The organism is Imperialibacter sp. (assembly GCF_040222815.1).
Lineage (GTDB): Bacteria > Bacteroidota > Bacteroidia > Cytophagales > Cyclobacteriaceae > Imperialibacter.
Window position 1 is genome coordinate 212,121 of sequence record NZ_JAVKCH010000040.1, and the last position, 18,174, is coordinate 230,294.

The following is an 18,174-nucleotide window of genomic DNA, read 5'->3' on the forward strand; positions in this document are numbered from 1 at the left end:
TGATCTTCGTCAGGTTTGGGCAAGACTTTTGGGTACGTTACAACTGATTTCAAATAAAAGACTTATTTATCTTTTATTATTTTATATTTGCAGAAATGTTACCCAGTAACGCACAAACTAATTCCCGATGAACAACTCACCGCATCACAGCTTTCATATCCCCGTCATGGGATTAGCTTACACCATTGATTCCCCGATAAAGGTGGCCAGGTTTGGCATATCTTCGGTGATTTCCATCATTGAGGACAATCTGATTGAGAAAATGAGGAGTTACTACTACTCACAAATAGGTGAAACCTATCACCCGATCACGGAGCAGGAGGAAGACTACAGAGCCAGACGTATTACCGACTACCTTAATCTGGTGAACCGAATTGTGAGCCAGCAGGTGGAAACCCTCAGCAACTCAACTTTTGAGGCGGGGTCAGAGATAAACAAGTACTTTGAAATGCTCCCTGATGGCAACAAGGCCAGGCAGTTATTTCAACAAATGAATGAACTACAGGATCAGGAGGAAAAGGATCAACTCCAGAACTTTTTAAAAACCCAGATACAGCCAGGGAGCATTGACGTGAACATCATGACTAAGGTCGACAAGGTGAACACCGACTCCTCTGGCAACCCAATAGAAGATGGATCAGATGCCCTTGCCGCTCTGAGAGGCTATGTAAACAGTAACCTGACCAACTCCTCGGTGGTGCTGTCGGCTGGTATGAACCCCCGCCTGTTCAATTATATGGAAAAGCTGCATCAATTAGCCGCAAAGGGTTGGGGCGATTTTGAAAAGAAAATAGTCATTAAGGTAAGTGACTACAGATCGGCCCTGATTCAGGGCAAGTACCTGGCCAAGAAGGGCCTTTGGGTTAGCGAGTTCAGGATAGAGTCGGGGCTTAACTGCGGAGGACATGCTTTTGCTACCGACGGCCTCCTGCTGGGGCCAATTCTGGACGAGTTCAAAAACAAAAGAGCAGAATTGCGTACCGAACTATTTGAAATATACAACAGAGCACTCCAGGAAAAAGGCCTCCGCACCTATAATGAAGCTCACCCAATAAAAATCACGGTGCAGGGAGGCATAGGCACCTATGAGGAAGATCAGTTTCTCAGAAGGTTTATGGGAATGGACAGCACCGGCTGGGGCACGCCATTTTTACTTGTACCAGAGGCCACCACCGTGGACGACAAGACGTTGCAGTTGCTTGCCAAAGCAGGGCAAGATGACCTCAAACTAAGTAAAAACTCGCCTCTCGGTGTACGCTTTCATTACCTGAAAGGAACCAGTTCGGATGAGGAAAAACTGAATCGAATTAAAAAAGGTCGGCCTGGCAGTCCTTGCACTGAGAAATACCTCGTTTCCAATACCGAGTTTACCAAAGAGCCCATTTGCACCGCCTCCTATAGGTATCAGAAATTAAAGATAAAACAGTTGCAGGGGATGAATCTCCCGGAAGATCAATATCAGCAGCAATTGAGCAATGCGCTCGATAAAGAATGTCTGTGCATCGGATTGAGCAATTCAGCGGTTCACAATTACCAACTCAAGCCATTCAAAAACCTGGGGGCAGTTACAATTTGCCCGGGCCCAAACATTGTCAATTTTTCAGCAACAATGTCTCTTCAAGCTATGGTCGATCACATTTATGGCAGGGCCAATGTGATCTCCAACCAGCAAAGGCACCATATGTTTATCAGGGAACTACAGCTCTATATCGATCACCTGAAAGAGTCGATGGAATTCCATAGCGACGAGGTGGGTAGTAAAAAGGGCAAATCCCTCAAAACATTCCATGACAACTTGCTGGAAGGCATAGCCTTCTACAGGCATATGGCAGTCGACATCGCCCATGGTATCGACGAACTGAAATATCGGTTTCTTGACTCGCTTGAAAAAGAAGAATACAAACTTCGGTCGTTGTACGAAAACTATGTTAGCCATACAAATTCGCTAGTGGCTGTGTAAAGCACCTCATGAGCCCCTTGCAGAAGACTCAGGGGCGACATAACTTACGGGCATGTTTTCAAAAGCCTGCGAATATGCCGTAAGAGCGGTCATGTACATTGCCATCAAAAGCGCTAATGGGCTGAAACCGGGCTTCAAAGAAATCGCCAGGGAAATTGACGCCCCGGACCCGTTTGTTGGTAAAATCTTACAACAGCTGGTGAGGGAAGGTATCATATCTTCCAATAAAGGCCCGAATGGCGGGTTTTATCTTCATCCAGAAGGCAAGCCTGTGCCACTGATGGACATAGTGAAGGTAATTGATGGCAAGGAGGTATTCAGCCTTTGCGTGCTTGGGCTGAAAGAATGCTCAGACAAATTCCCTTGCCCTATTCATCACGACGTAAAAGCCTTCCGGGATAAATTGAAGGAAAGCATGCAAAACCAGCACGTTCAGGATCTTGTGAAAAAAATAGAGCAAGGCAAAGTGTTTCTCAAAAACCATAGCATTAACAGCTAGGGAAGATTTGCGGAGCGGTGCGCCTCGAGGCATTTGCAACTATTGTGACCCCTCTCCTGAAACAACCTCTTCTGCGGCTTACGAAGGCGAATCTATTGGAACCTGATGTGCTTTTGAAAAGAACTGGCTCAAGACCGCAAAGACCTACCTTTTCAGGCTCCTAAAGTCACCTTTCATCTCCACGAGATAAGCTCAAACAAAGGTGATTTAATAAAAGACTTTTTAATCTTTTATTAATATATTTGTTGAGCAGACGAAATCCTCAGAGGCGAGTCAGTTGGAGGGCCTTTGTCCAATTCAGTATGGCGCAGCATCTCGGCTTTTGAAGGCATAGGCAGTAGCTGATCAGTATTATCCACCCAGAACAAAGAAAGACATGGAACTAAACCAGGAAATTCTCAGTGACATTATCGTGCACATGAAGTATGCACGGTACATTCCGGAGCTCAATCGCAGGGAGCTGTGGCCGGAAATCTGCGGTCGCTACGAAGAAATGATGGTGGACAAATACCCTCACATGCGAGAGGAGATTCGGGAAAACATGGCATTTGTGTTACAAAAAAAAGTACTTCCCTCCATGCGGGCCATGCAGTTTGCCGGAGCTCCTATTGTTAAAAATAACAGCCGTATCTACAACTGCGCCTACTTGCCGTTAGATGATATAAGAGCATTTTCAGAAACCATGTTTTTGCTACTGGGTGGAACTGGCGTCGGTTTTTCTGTTCAACTACATCACATTAGTCAATTGCCCGCTATTCAAAAGCCCGAGCGAAGAAGAAGATTTTTGGTCGGCGACAGCCTGGAGGGTTGGGCCGATTCCATCAAAATGATTATGAAGGCCTATTTTGGGTTTCATAGCGCTCTGCCTGACTTCGATTACTCGGATATAAGGCCCAAGGGAGCGAGACTGGTGACCGCCGGCGGTAAAGCACCGGGCCCTGAGCCACTGAGAGTTTGCCATGCTCATGTCATCTCCGTCCTTGAAAGAAAGCAGAACGGTGAAAAGCTGTCATCACTGGAGTGCCACGACATCATGTGCCATATTGCCAATGCTGTACTTTCGGGTGGCATTCGCAGGTCAGCTATGATATCTCTTTTTTCGCCGCAAGATGATGAAATGCTGAGCTGTAAGTTTGGCAACTGGTGGGAGCTTAATGAGCAAAGAGGCCGAGCCAACAACTCCGTGGTGCTCACCAGAGACAGCACTACCAAAGAGTCTTTTATCAAGCTTTGGAAGAAAATAGAGCTATCGGGGTCTGGTGAACCTGGTTTCTATTTTACCAATCACCCTGAGTGGGGAACCAACCCTTGCTGCGAAATTGCTTTGCGACCCTTTCAGTTCTGCAACCTCTGCGAAATTAACGTTTCGGATGTAGAAACGCAGGAAGACTTGAATGCCAGGGCCAGAGCTGCGGGCTTTCTGGGTACGCTTCAGGCCGGGTTTACCGACTTTCATTACCTGAGAGAAGAATGGATAAAAACAACTGAAGAGGATGCGCTTATCGGCGTAGGAATGACGGGAATAGCCAGCGGGAGAGTTTTCCAAATGGATTTGAAGGAAGCAGCTGATGAAGTGAAGCATGTCAACATGGAGGTATCGGCGAAGATAGGGATAAACTTTGCCGCCAGGTGCACTACCATAAAACCCTCCGGCACCAGTTCGCTGGTATTGGGCACCTCTTCTGGCATCCATGCCTGGCACAACGATTTCTACCTGAGAAGGGTAAGAATAGGCAAGAATGAAGCATTGTACCAATACTTGAAGGACAATCACCCTGAATTGCTGGAGGACGATCTGCTCAACGAAAAACAGGGGATCATTTGTATCCCTCAGAAGGCGCCGGAAGGGAGCATTACCCGAAGCGAGAGCGCTATGGACTTACTGGAAAGAATAAGGGCTTTCAATACCGAGTGGGTAAGAAACGGATACCGCCTCGGCAACAACGCCAACAATGTGTCAGCGACTGTGTCGATCAAACATGACGAGTGGGAAAAGGTCGGGCAATGGATGTGGGAGAACAAAGCTTCGTACAACGGACTGAGTGTGCTTCCTTTTGACAGCGGGAACTATCAACAGCCTCCGTTTGAAGATATCACCTGGGAAGAATTCAATGAGCTGGAGATAAGTTTGCGCAGCATCGACCTTTCAAAGGTAGTGGAAGCTGAAGATGAAACCGACCTACAGGCTGAGGCAGCTTGTGCCGGTGGGGCTTGTGCCATCGTTTAACCCCTTTTCCCCAATTCAATTAACTGCATATTCCTAACTCCTTCTGGTGTCAGGTCAAACCGCATGATGGTGCGCATTTTGTGAAAGCCCTGCATGCCTGCAGCACCCGGGTTGATGTGGATCAGGGGAAGCCTTGCTTTGTCGGTAAGTACTTTTACAATATGAGAGTGGCCACAAATGAAAAGATACGGTTTGATAGTATCCAGCTGCTTTAATACTCTTCGATTATACTTCGGAGGATAGCCTCCTATATGTGTGATCCAGATGGTTTTACCTTCTCTTTCGAACACTTGATCTTCGGGGTATATATGCCGAATATCGGTTCCATCGATGTTGCCATACACTCCAACCGTTGGCTTAAAGGCCTCTAGCCGCTTCATCACAGCCAGGTCGCCAATGTCGCCAGCATGCCATATCTCGTCACACTCTGTAAAATATTCAAACACTCTTTCGTCCAGGTAACCATGCGTGTCTGAGATCAATCCTATTTTTATCATTATATGTTCAATACGAATTCAGGCAATTAAACGAGTTTAAAAAGAATATTTGGTAGGTTTACAATATTCGCTTCGCTACCCTGAATACTACACCAAATAGAAAATGGATATTGATAGTCAGCATAGAATCGAATACAACCAAATCAGAGCTAATCTGATTGTTCTTTTCATTGTGGCGGTCTCCATAGTCGTTGGCGTGGCGCTGTTCCTCAACGCCAGGCTCGATAGATTCATTGCCATGAACACCGACCTTGGCAAGGTAATTAATGTGGCTGGCAGACAACGAATGTTGAGCCAAAATATCAGCAAAACGGGGCTGCTGATTTATTATTCTGATAGCCTTTCCATCGACCGTAAGAAAACAATCGATTCCCTTTCCCTTATTTTCGCAGAGGCCCATCGCTCACTGACAGAAGACAACTTTGCTTTCAAAGAAAATAAAGAACAAAGCACAAGGCTAGACTCTCTCTTTGATGAGCTTGAAGATTCTTTTCAGGGACTGACCCGCACGGCCAAATCTATTGCTCATTCAAGCCCGGCATCGAAACAAAATGCTGAAAGTCTTCTGGCCTACGAGTCAGCCTTTCTGCCTTTGATGGATCAAATTACCAATGAGTATGAGCGCCTCTCCTCCGAAGTATTGGATGAGATAGGTAGTAGCACCACACTGGTCAATTATTCAATTGCTATTTCAGTATTACTTTCAGCGACTACTGTGCTTCTGGTCACGCTAAATGCCATCAAACATTATTCTGTAAGGCTTGAAGAAGCAAGAGAAGACCTGCAAGAATCGGTGAAACTGGAAAAACTGAAAGCAGAAAAGCTTGAATTTCTTACCAACTCAATCAAGGTTGGTATTTGGGAGAAGAGCATACATGAGAACACCGAGAGCTGGTCGGATGCGCTTTACACGCTGCTGGGCTATAAAAAGGGTGAGATAAATGGTACCGCTGAGTCATTTATTGGCCTGGTACACCCGGCTGACGTACCCATACTTATGGACTCCACGGATTCGTCAATAAAAACTGGCCTCCCCTCAACGATTGAGGTGAGAGTGAAGATGAAGAGCGGGGATTACAAATGGGTGGAGGCCACAGGCAATACGCAGCGCTCTGAGAATGGGAAAATTTCCTTACTCATTGCTGGCATCGTTGACATCCACGACCGCAAAGTGCTTGAAATGCAGCTCAAGGCCTTTATCGAAAGGGCGCCTGCGTCGATTGCAATGTTCAACAAAGAACTACGGTACATAGCGGCCAGCCAAAAATGGGTAGAAGAATACAACATTCAAGATCAGGTCATTATCGGAAAAAGCCACTACGATATTTTTCCTGAAGTAAGTGACAGCTGGAAAGATATCCACAGAAAATGCCTTAATGGTGCTGTTGAAATGAGAGACGAAGATCCATTTGAACGAGCAGATGGCACGATCCAATGGCTAAAATGGGAGGTGAGGCCATGGTACATCGACCAGGACACTGTTGGAGGCATCCTGATGTTCACAGAAGACGTCACCAACAATAGGCTCAAGAAGGAAGAGCTGCAAAAAGCAAAAGAGGTCGCCGAAGAAGCTTCCAAGGCCAAGGAGCAGTTTTTGGCCACCATGAGCCATGAAATACGCACTCCTCTGAACGCCATCAATGGCATTACCCAAATCCTTTTGCTGGAAAACCCAAGATTCGATCAAAAGGAGCACCTCAACCTCCTCAAATTTTCTGGTGAAAGTCTGCTGAGCCTCATCAACGACATCCTCGATATATCTAAAATAGAGGCCGGAAAATTGGTGCTTGACTATGCGCCATTCGATTTTTTCTATTTGGTGAATGCGATTAAAAGCTCATTGGTTTTTCGGGCAAAGGAAAATCTGGTCACGGTAGAAGTAGACTACGATAAAAATCTTCCCCATGCGTTTATCGGTGATGACACAAGAGTCACACAGGTTCTCTACAATTTGGCTGGCAACGCTATTAAATTTACCGAAAATGGCAACGTGACCATTTCGGCCAAATTATTAAGCCGAAGGGATAACTTTTGCAAAATGCGGGTGTCAATAACCGACACAGGAATTGGCATGTCCGAAGAACAGCAAAAGGGTATTTTTGAAGCATTTAGTCAGGCTGAAGGGGGAACTACCAGAAAATACGGAGGAACAGGTCTTGGCTTGTACATCACAAGGAAAATTTTGGAGATGATGGATTCCGAAATTCAACTGCAAAGTAAACCTGGAGAAGGTTCAACCTTCTTTTTCGATATCGAACTTGAGGAAACCACTCTCGAAGTGGAATTGACCAGGAAGTCGGTACAAAAAAGCAAAGACTTCAATGGCAAGGATATACATCTGCTGGTGGCGGAGGACAACACCGCCAATCAAATCATCATGAAGAAGTTTCTCAAGTATGTGGATGTTACTTTTGACATTGCAGCCAATGGATTAGAAGCTTTTGACGCCCTGCAAAAAAAGACATATGATTTGGTGCTGATGGATCTCCAAATGCCGGTAATGGATGGATTTACGGCGACCATTAAAATACGGGGCAGCGCAGACGAGTATTTCCAGAATATCCCCATCGTTGCGTTAACGGCTGACGCATTCTCCAATATTCGGGAAAAAACATTTGCAGTTGGTATGACTGACTACCTCAGCAAACCATTTAAACCAGCGGATCTTTATGCCATTATTGAGAAATATGCCGGGCGAGTAAAAAAGGAAGTGACAGCAGCTGATTCTTCTTTAAAGCGTAAAATCTATGAGTTAGGAGAAGGCGACGAGGAATTTGTAATGGAGTTTTCCAACAACAGCATGCAAAACTACATCGAGTTTGTCAGCGATCTGAAGAAGTCCGTTGAGGAGAAAGACCTTGAGCTATTGCACACAATCGCTCATAAAATCAAGTCACTAAATATGCTTTTTGAGTTGGAAACGCTGGAATCGAAGATCGATGAACTTAAGTCACACAAAGCATCTTTTTTCTCAGAAACATCGCTTGTTGAAGCTATATTGAAGGAAGCTGGCGCTGTAATAGAAGAAATAAAAAACACCATATTGAATGACTGAAACAGATGTTGTAATTGAAAACAATAAAGCGTTTGACGTCCCTCCTGAAAAGGGAGGCGGTAACTTTTCGGATTTGAAATGGCTGCAAACGCACTTGATCAGAATAGTGGCGGCGCTGGGGGCCTCGAAGCCAAATCCTTTGCCAAACAGCAAACACCGACCAATTCTTAACAAGGTTATTTAGCATATTGATGTTATCATTAGAAAAGAAAAAATCTCTTAGAGTGTGCGGCCTGGTGTCGCTGACCATTGCCTTAATAGTAATGGTGGGGTGGATGCTCGATTTATCCTACTTAAAAGATTTGGGAGTAGCCGGAGCGAGTATGAAGTTTAATACAGCGCTGGGCTTTTCTCTGCTGGGACTGGCACTCATAGGTAAGGCCTACGAGCAAAAATGGGCAGTGGTCGTCCTAACCATTTTCCTTAGCCTCCTCACCCTGGTAACATTAGCTGAATATATTTTTGGCATTAGTCTGGGAATAGACCAACTATTTGTAACCGATCAGCGGAGTGTGAAATATCCCGGAAGAATGTCCACAGGTAGCTCCGCTGCATTTCTTTTAACGGCTTTTGCGCTTACCAATTTAACAAGCCGCAGATGGTATCTGCGGCTAAAGCAATATGGCCTCCACCTGGTTTCATTTATGGCGCTCCTGTCCATTGTGGGAGTGGCGTTTGGGCTGTCGCCAAACGACAGGTTGGTTTTTATTTCATCAATGGCGTTGCACACAGCCATATTATTCTTTGCTACCTCGATTTGCCTTTCAAGTCTCTCACAATTTGGCTTAGCTAACATTTTGATGGGAGAAAAGCCAGGGAATATACTGTCCAGAAAAATGTTTGCACAGATGATTGGAACAGTTCTGATTGCAGGCTATTTGCTGACTACCCTTGAATCTCATCAATTCATAACGGCCAAGACATCCACAGTACTAATTGGTGTTATTTCGTTGTTCTTTAGCCTGATTTATGTCGGTCTCATTGCTAAGCGCCTCAATTTGTCTCATGACATAAGGCGATATACAGAAAAGCAGTTGCAGTCGTACAACGAAGCGCTGGAGTCAAAAGTGGCTGAGCAAACAAAATCAATGAAAACTACGCTGGACCGCCTTTACGACATTAACCGGGTGGCCATGGTTGGCGGATGGGAGGCTGATCTGGCAACCAATAAAGTCACCTGGAGCACCACAACCAAGCGTATCCACGAAGTGCCTGAGGACTACCAGCCCGATCTGTCAACCGCTATTAAGTTTTACAAAGAAGGTGAAGACCGCAACGCCATGGCCAAAACCGTCAATGACGCCATTTCACTAGGCTTACCATGGGACGTGGAGCTAAGAATAATTACCTCGGTCGGCAAAGAAAAATGGGTAAGGGCAATAGGTAAACCAATTTTTGAAAATGGAAAGTGTGTGAGGCTAAACGGTACTTTTCAGGACATTGACAAAAGAAAAAGAGTAGAGATCGAGGCAACAGAAGGGAGAGAATTTTTACAAACACTTATTGACAACATTCCGGTAAATATTTACGCTAAGGATATTGAGTCAAGAAAAATTCTTATCAACAAAGCCGAGTTGTCGCTTATGGGCCTCAACGATAAGTCGCTTGTTATAGGCAAAACAGATCATGAGTTGTTCCCGAAAGCGTCTGCTGACTTATCAAAAGCGGAAGACTTACAAGTATTTTCGACGGGAGAACCTATATTGGGTGTGGAGACCTCCATGACATTGAATTCAGGAGAAACACGTTGGTTTCTGACATCAAAAATACCAATAAAAAACACAGAAGGCATTATCACTGGCCTGCTTGGGGTTAGCGTGGACATTACCGACAGAAAGCGTAGTGAAGAATCACTTAAGGGGGCTGACACCTTTAAAACGCAACACCAGGAGCTAAGGGACTTTTCTTCTACCCTTTCCGAACAGCTTCTGAATCCTTTGGTAAGTTTACTCAAAGAGATTGAAACTACCGGTGGGGAGAATAAGGAAAAGCTGGTTAGCAACGTAAACAGGCTTCAAACGGCAGTAACAACGACGGTGAAAGCGATTGAGGACTTTACGCTTTCGATAAAAAACACTGATTCCGGTAACTGGCGCAATGTCAAATAGTAAGTCATAATAGCTTTATTTAAAGGTAAGTTTTACGTCTGCTTACACATGCGGGTATGTCACAAAGCTATATTGCAGTACCTTGCAGTGTTTTATTACAGAATAATTTTTCTGCATACTATGGAAATTGTAAAAATACTGATTTGTGAGGATGATGAGGCACTAAGCTCGCTGATACGATTCAAGCTTTCCAGAGCGGGTTATACGAATTGCGAGTTAGCCGCAGATGGCAAAAAGGCAAAAGAGATGATACGAGACAATGAGTATGACCTGGTCATTACAGATATTCATATGCCTTATGCCTCTGGACTGGAGCTGACCACGTATATAAGAGTGGAGTTAAAAAGAAAAACACCCATCATCATATTGTCATCAGAAGGAGTGGAAAACACAGTGCTTCAGAGCTTCAAATTGGGCATCAACGATTTTCTAACAAAGCCCTTTAGCCCGCAAGAGCTTGTCATAAGAGTAAAAAGGCTGCTTGGTCATCAATAGTTTCATAAAGAAAGCTTTGATTCCGATAGAGATTATATACTTCCTAAATAAGTTGATGGCGACAGCCGCTATTGGAGTGGTAATCCTGATTGGTGTGCTAAAGGTCAGAAAAAAACGCCGATATGAAAGTGAGAAGAATCTACTTAAAGTAATTGAGAAGGATCTTAACAACTACCTGATATCGTCCACGGAAAATGAAGGTCTCAAATGGTCGAGTGTACACCGATATCAATTAGATGAAATCAAAGTCAAGCTTGAAAATAGCTTTCTCAAGGGAATTTTCATAAGGCACTTGATTTCTTTGAGGAAAAACCTCCACGGAGAGTTCGATCAGGTATTGGAGGATCTATATGAGCTTCTTGGGCTCCAAAAGTTGAGTATAAAAAAAGCCAATAGCCGAAAGATGACCTCAGTTGTTAGGGGAATTCATGAGCTAAGTCAATTTGAGTACAAATCCGGATATCATCATGTACTCCAGCACCTTGGCCATAGCAGTCAAATTGTGCGGCAGGAGACCCAGGTGGCCTTGCTAAATTTGAGTGCAGGAAGTCCGCTGTTCTTTTTAAAAACAAGCTGGAAGGATCTTTCCGGTTGGCACATTTTAAGTTTGCATCACACGTTACTAAGGACAGGCCTGGCTCATCGTGTGCAATATGACTACTGGCTACGCAATCCAAATTGGGAGGTAAGAGCGTTTATTATTGACATGTGTGTGTTTTTTAGGCTTGTTGCCCATATGGACAACATAAGGGGTCATCTTTTCAGTGACGAATATCAGGTTCAGGCAGCGGTTTTAAGAGCCGTTACAGAAATGGGAGATGACAGGGATGCTCCAGGCGTTTATAAATTCCTGGTGAACACTGACCGGCAGGACTTAAAAATTCTTTCTATCAATGCGCTGGCAAAAGTTGGTGGGCCCGATGAGGTGGAAGGTTTGCTCACCCTTCTTGAGACAGACCATTCGGACACGTTGCTGGCGACCGTTATGGCCATTGAAGAAATTTCTGGCAATGCCGAAGAGCTCATCAGAAAATCGTACGATCTGCAAACCCACATTCATTTAGCTACCGCACTTGCTCACATCAAAGAACCATTGAACAACAGCTAAACCAATGATTAAGATTATATACGGTTTGCAGTTTTTATATCTGGTCTATGCTGTGGCCATCTTTTCATCCTATTTGATTTTGGCCCTCATTTCTTACTTTGAAATGCGCAGGTACATGACGAAAAACTCATTTGCTGATTACAAAATGATCCTTTCGTCACCTTTGGCCCCCTCCTTATCGCTGGTTGCTCCTGCCTACAATGAAGGATTGACTATTATCGAGAATGTGAAATCTCTTATGTCAATCGAATACAATAACTACGACATCATTATCGTCAATGACGGCAGCAAGGACGACTCTCTTGAAAAGATGCAGCAGGCATTTGATTTAAAAAAAGTTGACTTCCTTATTGATCGCACCTTGCCTTGCAATGACATAAGGGCAATTTATAAATCACAAAACAGGGCCTACAAAAAGCTTATTGTGGTTGATAAAGTCAACGGTGGCAAAGCCGACGCATTGAATGCTGGCATTAACATCAGTAACAAAGAACTAGTGGCCTGCATAGACGTCGACTGCATTATCCAACCCGATGCCCTGCTAAAAATGGTGAAACCTTACCTTGAAGACAGGGAAAACACGGTGGCGATCGGCGGTGTTGTTCGTATCGCTAATTCCTGCATTGTAGAGGAAGGCCGGTTGATAAAAGTCAATTTGCCAGAAAGCCTCCTGGCCCGGTTCCAGGTACTCGAGTACATGCGTTCATTTTTACTAGGCAGAATGGCATGGAGCCGACTAAACGGCCTAATGCTCATTTCTGGTGCTTTTGGTCTATTCAAACGTGAAGTGGTGTTGACGGTAGGCGGATACGACAAGTCCACAGTGGGTGAAGACATGGAACTGGTGGTTCGCATAAGGAGAAAATTAACGGAGATAGGCAGGAAGGCGAAAGTGATTTACGTGCCTGACCCGCTTTGCTGGACTGAAGCTCCGTCGGACAGGAAAATATTGGGTCGTCAGCGAAACAGATGGATGAGGGGCACTATTGAAACACTCAGCCGCCATAGAAAAATTTGCCTGAACCCTAAATATGGTTTGCTCGGGGTTCTCAGCTACCCCTATTGGTTTATGTTTGAGCTTTTGGCACCCTGGATTGAGCTCTCAGGCTTGCTCTTTTTTGTGTACCTGACTCTTGCGGGGTTTGTTAACTGGGGCTATACGCTGACACTACTGTTGTTTGTATACTTGTTTTCGATATTCATTTCCGTTCTTACACTCTTATTTGAAGAAATTTCTTTCTACCGCTACACTCGTCAAAGGGATTTCTATAAAATGCTGGCCACCGCTTGCCTTGAGCCAGTACTTTTTCACCCCTCGGTAATGTATTGGGCAATTCGAGGAACGTTTGATAAGTGGAGGGGGAGGAAAAGCTGGGGCGAAATGTCGAGAACCGGATTCTTAAAGAAAGCAGAGGCAAAATGAAAACGAGCCAGGCTCCTTTTAGCCCTCCTTTAAAATTTATAATAATGTACGGTGGAAAAAAAATAACGATGAAACAATTACTTCTCATATTTACAGTCCTGCTAGTTCTCCCTTTCAATACCATTGCACAGAAGGTAACTCCAGAAAAGCTGAACCAATTGTCAATGGAGCATGGCAAGCAAAGTCTCAACACTCTGTATGAGCTTTTGAGCCTTCCAAATGACGCACACTACCCTGCCGATATTGAAAAAAACATTCAATGGTGCGAAAAAGCCTTTGCAAACAGAGGATTTGCTACCAAAAGGCTGGAGACGTCAACCGTTCCCCTACTGCTGGCAGAAAGAAAGGCAAAAAAAGCCTCCAAAACGGTTCTCGTCTATCTGCAGTTGGATGGACAGCCGGTAGATTCTACCAGGTGGTTCCAAAAAAGCCCCTGGATTCCTGCATTAAAGAAGCCGGACGGCAAAGGTGATTTTACGGAAATCGATTGGAGCAACCTCAGCGATTCGTTTGATCCGGAATGGCGAATTTTTGCCCGCTCCACCAGCGACTCCAAAGGAGCGGCCATGGCCTACCTCACCTCACTTGATGTGATGGAAGAGCTGAAAGCGGAGCCTAACTTCAACATCAAGGTGATCATGGATTTTGAGGAAGAGCTAGGCTCACCAAGACTTCCGGGCGCAGTGGTTGCCTACAAAGAAGACCTGAAATCCGACATGCTCATCATATTCGACGGACCAAGGCACGTGAGCAATGAGCCTACGCTGACCTTTGGAGCCAGAGGCATTGCCACCATCACGCTCCATACATTTGGTCCGAGGGTAGCCCAGCATAGCGGCCACTATGGCAACTACGCCCCTAACCCCGCACTCAACATGGCTCAGTTGCTTGGCAGCATGAAAGACAAAGACGGCAGGGTCGTTATTCCCGGTTTTTACGACGGGATAACCTTTGATGAAAAAACCAAAGCCATCATGGCCAGCGTGCCTGACGATGAGGCCTTTATCAAAAAGAAAATTGGGATTGCCGACATCGACAAAGTAGGCACAAACTATCAGGAGTCGATACAATACCCTTCCCTGAACATCAGGGGGATGTCGTCTGGCTGGGTGGGAAAAGAAGTGCGCACCATTGTGCCACCAACCGCTACAGGCGAAATCGACGTGAGGCTGGTCATGGAAAGCGACCCGGAAAGGTTGATTGGGCTGATAAAAGAGCACATCAAAAACCAGGGCTACTACGTAATTGACAACCGTGAGCCGACAGAAGAAGAAAGAATGTCGAAGTCGAAAATAGTTTCATTTGACTACGAAATAAGCTACAAAGCTTTTCGCACCGATTATGACACAGAAGTGGGGCAATGGCTGGTGAAAGCCATGACCCGGGCATTTGGCTCAGAGCCCATTATGATACGAACAGGTGGTGGCTCAATCCCTATCTCCCCTTTTGTCACAACACTTGGCATCCCTGCCGTGCTGGTGCCGACGGTTAACCCCGACAACAACCAGCATAGTCCCAATGAAAACATCAGGCTGGGCAACTATATCGATGCGATAAAAACATTTACTGCTATTATGACGGAGAAGCTTTAGTGCGCCTATAAATGAATAACAAAATGGTCAACCCCTACTTCGAGAAGTTTAAAGTCAGGGCTGCTGAAATTGGCCCTAACGGAAAAGCGAAATTTTCTGTTCTCATCAACTTTTTTCAGGAGGCTGCCTGGCAGCATGCCGATGCACTTGGCGTGTCAGTGCCAGCGCTCATGGAAAAAGGGCATACGTGGGTGTTGCACCGGTTGTTTCTCAGGGTGGTGAAGCCTGTAGAAAAAAATGAAGTGGTCGAAGTGGAGACCTGGCCGTCGGGCATCGAAAAGTTCTTCACGTTCCGGGACATGAGGTTCAAAAACGAAAGGCAGGAGCTGGTGGCTGAGGGGTGCACAGCCTGGGTAGTGATTGATATAGAGAAAAGGCGGCTTATTCCGGTGCCTGACTATATCACAGGTGGCAACTTCGTTATTGAAAACAATCACCTCCCCCACCCAACTGACAAACTGCCGTCGCTGGGAGAGGCTATCAGTGGGCCCGGGTTCCAGGTATACTATCAGCACCTTGATCAAAACAACCATGTCAACAATGTTCATTATCTGGAATGGATGCTGGCCTCTCTGCCTCAAGACTACCTACTGCATATGAGCTTGAAGGAAATCGATATCCAGTTTAAAAGTGAATGTGTGCTAAACGACGAAATAACAAGTGAATTTCAGCAACTCTCAGACACTGAAATAATTCACAGTTTGAAAGAAAAATACAGCAAAAGAGAAGTGGCAAGGGCGATAAGCACCTGGGAGGAAAGGTAGAGCAGCCGCCGGGGGTTGGTCTCCAAAAGCGCCTTCCACCTGAAGAAATGCTAAATTGATTTGAGAAACATGAAAGAATTCAAAAAATCGAGAGTGCTTCAGGTTCTCATCATTAACTGGTGCGGAATTGGCCTTATTCTGATAATATTTCGTGTTTACGCATTGATAGGCATTGGCTTGATGCACTACACAAGCGTTGCATCCATGGCACTAACGTTTGCCAGAGGGCTTGCAAACGACTTGGTTGCTGCCCTCTGTCTGGCGCTTTTGTTTTCGCCACTCTTGCTACTTCTTAGAGTAGTTATTCCCAAAAAGCCCCTGGTCTGGCTTCTGCCTTCATACCTTTTTGTGGCGATACTGAGCTTTGGCCTGGAGCGCTATTTCATTGGTGAAATGACGCCACTTGGTGCCGACTTTTGGACCTATTCGGGTGAAGATGTCAGAACCACCATCGCAGCGTCAGTGCATTTCGATGCCATTCTTGGACTCGGCCTCTTTGTACTGGCCCTTTCACTTTGTTGTTCAGCCCTTCTTAGTCAAAGGGCCCTCGAAAACTTTGGAAAAAGGTACTATTCGTTCAGCCTTTCAGCTTTGGGGCTGTCGGTGTTGGTGAGTTTTTTTGTTCCCGACTTCGCCAGTTTGCAAAACCAGTACCTGGCCGAAAACAGGGTGAGTTATTTTGCGCTTCACTCTTTTGCAGGAGTGAATGCGGCCAATACTCCATCGACGGTCGTTATAGAAGCGTACCCTTTCGAAAGGCCCTTTGAGGAAACTGACATATTAGGCCCCTACTTTAAAGAATTTGATGTCCCTCCTAACCTGATTTTTATACACGTGGAAGGGTTGGGTGGAGAGTTTACCGGCAAAGAGGCCAAAATGAAAGGGTTCACACCATTTCTTGACAGCTTGAGCGAAGCGAGCCTTTTCTGGCCCAATTGCCTAAGCACCACCGGCAGAACATTTGGTGTGGTTCCCGCCTTATACGGCTCCTTGCCACCCGGCAACCAGGGCTTTATGGACCTGGGTCCTGACTACCCCTCCCACTTCACGCTGATTAGCTGGTTAAAAGACAACGGCTACTCCACTTCATACTACTACGGAGGCAATATCAACTTTGACAAAACCGACATCTTTCTCGACTACCAGGGCATCGACAACCTGATTTATGAAGGACGATTTCCTGACAGTTATAAGAAAATGGAAGCCAACAATGAGGGTTTTAGCTGGGGTTATCCGGATGGCGCACTTTTTGACTTCTATGAGAAAAATATCTCCACCGTGTCGAGTCCACGAATGGACATGCTAATGACGCTGACGACGCATGAGCCCTTCAGGGTGCCTGACACTGACATCTATTCCAGAAAGTTTGATAGAGTAGTTGCAGGTTTTGACAAAAAAGAGCTCTTTCTGGCTCATCGAAATATCTTTGAAACTTTCCTCTACTTCGACGATGGGCTAAGGACTCTTTTCAATAAACTCTCGAAAAAGGACGACTGGGAAAACACCATCGTGGTCGTCACAGGCGACCACAGAGTGATTCCATTGCCGCAGGAAAGTCCGTTGGATAGGTTTCATGTCCCTCTGCTTATCTTTTCTCCGGCTCTTTTGCGTGGGCAGACATTTAAAGCGATGGCCAGCCACACACAAGTAGCACCGTCCTTTGTTAGCTTTTTCAAATCGAAGCATCAGTTCCCTGTCGAAAACAAACTTCCCTTTGTAAGTGGCTCTTTACCTCAACAAACAGACTTTGAAGCCAGGCTTTCGTTGCCACTTATGCGCAACAAAGGTGAGCTGGATATCTTTATCGATAACAATATTTTGTTGGCCAATGACCGATTGTTCGAAGTTGGCGAGGGGCTTGCGATCGAACCACTTAATGACGCAGGAAAAAAAGCCAGTTTGAAAGCAAAGCTTAACCATTTCAAGCAGAAACAAGAAGTGGCCCTGCAGGAAAACAGGCTGTGGGAGTATAAAAGCGGACAGAGTAATCAACAGTTTACGTTCAGCGATACTGCCTTGCAGTGGATCAAAGACGTGGGAGTCAAACAAATGGGGTCTGACAGTCAGTTCTACTTTGCCAGAGAGCTGGCTCACAACAAAGAGTATGAGCGGGCCCGGTGGGCCGCTGGCTACCTCCTCAATAACAGCCCCAACTATAGCGATGCACGTATACTGATAGGCCGAACATTTGTCTGGGAAGGCAAATACAGTCAGGCGACCCCAATACTTCAGGAAGCCCAACGCCGCAGCCCCAATTATGAGGATGTGTACCAGGCGCTGGCTGATGTTTATTTTTGGAGTGAGCAGACCGATTCTTCCCGGCTGTGGGTCGATGAGGGTTTAGAAAGATTTCCGAAATCGGTTCAGCTACAACAAAAGAGGAAGAGATTAGAAGAGTAGAACAGCTTAATGTTAAATGTCTTTTTCAATTGATGAACAATTCAAC

General features: G+C 45.4%; 13 protein-coding genes. 12 read left to right on the plus strand and 1 reads right to left on the minus strand.

The genetic code is table 11. The annotated features are described in order from the left end of the window. The first annotated feature begins 127 nt into the window (after window positions 1-127). The 3 genes from RIF36_RS20580 (at window position 128) to RIF36_RS20590 (ending at window position 4,686) form a co-directional block, all read left to right on the plus strand. Window positions 128-1,960 (plus strand): hypothetical protein, encoded by a 1,833-nt coding sequence (locus tag RIF36_RS20580; RefSeq protein WP_350124100.1) that lies wholly within the window; start codon window positions 128-130, stop codon window positions 1,958-1,960. Between the two features lie 52 nt (window positions 1,961-2,012). Beyond that, window positions 2,013-2,459 carry an RrF2 family transcriptional regulator gene (locus RIF36_RS20585; RefSeq protein ID WP_350092267.1) on the plus strand — a complete coding sequence of 149 codons (447 nt, stop codon included), beginning with the start codon at window positions 2,013-2,015 and terminating at the stop codon, window positions 2,457-2,459. A gap of 376 nt (window positions 2,460-2,835) precedes the next feature. Further along, window positions 2,836-4,686 carry a glycyl radical enzyme family protein gene (locus RIF36_RS20590; RefSeq protein WP_350092270.1) on the plus strand — a complete coding sequence of 617 codons (1,851 nt, stop codon included), beginning with the start codon at window positions 2,836-2,838 and terminating at the stop codon, window positions 4,684-4,686. Here the strand turns inward: RIF36_RS20590 and RIF36_RS20595 are convergent. Continuing rightward, complete coding sequence (locus tag RIF36_RS20595) at window positions 4,683-5,183, minus strand: metallophosphoesterase family protein (RefSeq protein WP_350124103.1); 501 nt, start codon at window positions 5,181-5,183, stop codon at window positions 4,683-4,685. The genes RIF36_RS20590 and RIF36_RS20595 overlap by 4 nt on opposite strands. Window positions 5,184-5,286: 103 nt before the next feature. On the opposite strand from RIF36_RS20595, the gene RIF36_RS20600 reads away from it, so the two are divergent. The 9 genes from RIF36_RS20600 to RIF36_RS20640 all read left to right on the plus strand — a co-directional run bounded on the left by RIF36_RS20600 (window position 5,287) and on the right by RIF36_RS20640 (window position 18,128). Beyond that, window positions 5,287-8,238 (plus strand): ATP-binding protein, encoded by a 2,952-nt coding sequence (locus RIF36_RS20600; RefSeq protein WP_350124106.1) that lies wholly within the window; start codon window positions 5,287-5,289, stop codon window positions 8,236-8,238. Beyond that, window positions 8,231-8,422: a hypothetical protein gene (locus RIF36_RS20605; RefSeq protein ID WP_350124109.1), complete on the plus strand. Its 192-nt coding sequence runs from the start codon at window positions 8,231-8,233 to the stop codon at window positions 8,420-8,422. Before RIF36_RS20600 ends, RIF36_RS20605 begins: the two co-directional genes overlap by 8 nt. Window positions 8,423-8,429: 7 nt before the next feature. Continuing rightward, complete coding sequence (locus RIF36_RS20610) at window positions 8,430-10,346, plus strand: PAS domain-containing protein (protein ID WP_350124111.1); 1,917 nt, start codon at window positions 8,430-8,432, stop codon at window positions 10,344-10,346. A 120-nt stretch (window positions 10,347-10,466) separates the two neighbouring features. After that, window positions 10,467-10,841 (plus strand): response regulator transcription factor, encoded by a 375-nt coding sequence (locus RIF36_RS20615; protein ID WP_350124114.1) that lies wholly within the window; start codon window positions 10,467-10,469, stop codon window positions 10,839-10,841. Window positions 10,842-10,896: 55 nt separating this feature from the next. Beyond that, window positions 10,897-11,949 carry a HEAT repeat domain-containing protein gene (locus tag RIF36_RS20620; RefSeq protein WP_350124117.1) on the plus strand — a complete coding sequence of 351 codons (1,053 nt, stop codon included), beginning with the start codon at window positions 10,897-10,899 and terminating at the stop codon, window positions 11,947-11,949. Between the two features lie 4 nt (window positions 11,950-11,953). Next, entirely contained in the window at window positions 11,954-13,372 is a 1,419-nt protein-coding gene (locus RIF36_RS20625) for a glycosyltransferase family 2 protein (protein WP_350124120.1), read from the plus strand. A gap of 68 nt (window positions 13,373-13,440) precedes the next feature. Further along, window positions 13,441-14,964, plus strand: a complete 1,524-nt coding sequence (locus RIF36_RS20630) for a M20/M25/M40 family metallo-hydrolase (RefSeq protein ID WP_350124123.1) — start codon at window positions 13,441-13,443, stop codon at window positions 14,962-14,964. A gap of 11 nt (window positions 14,965-14,975) precedes the next feature. Then, a complete protein-coding gene (locus tag RIF36_RS20635; RefSeq protein WP_350092297.1) occupies window positions 14,976-15,728 on the plus strand; it encodes an acyl-[acyl-carrier-protein] thioesterase in 753 nt (250 codons plus the stop codon). Between the two features lie 69 nt (window positions 15,729-15,797). Further along, the gene (locus RIF36_RS20640) at window positions 15,798-18,128 is read left to right on the plus strand and encodes a sulfatase-like hydrolase/transferase (protein WP_350124126.1); all 2,331 of its coding nucleotides are present in this window, start codon (window positions 15,798-15,800) and stop codon (window positions 18,126-18,128) included. Window positions 18,129-18,174: the final 46 nt, after the last annotated feature.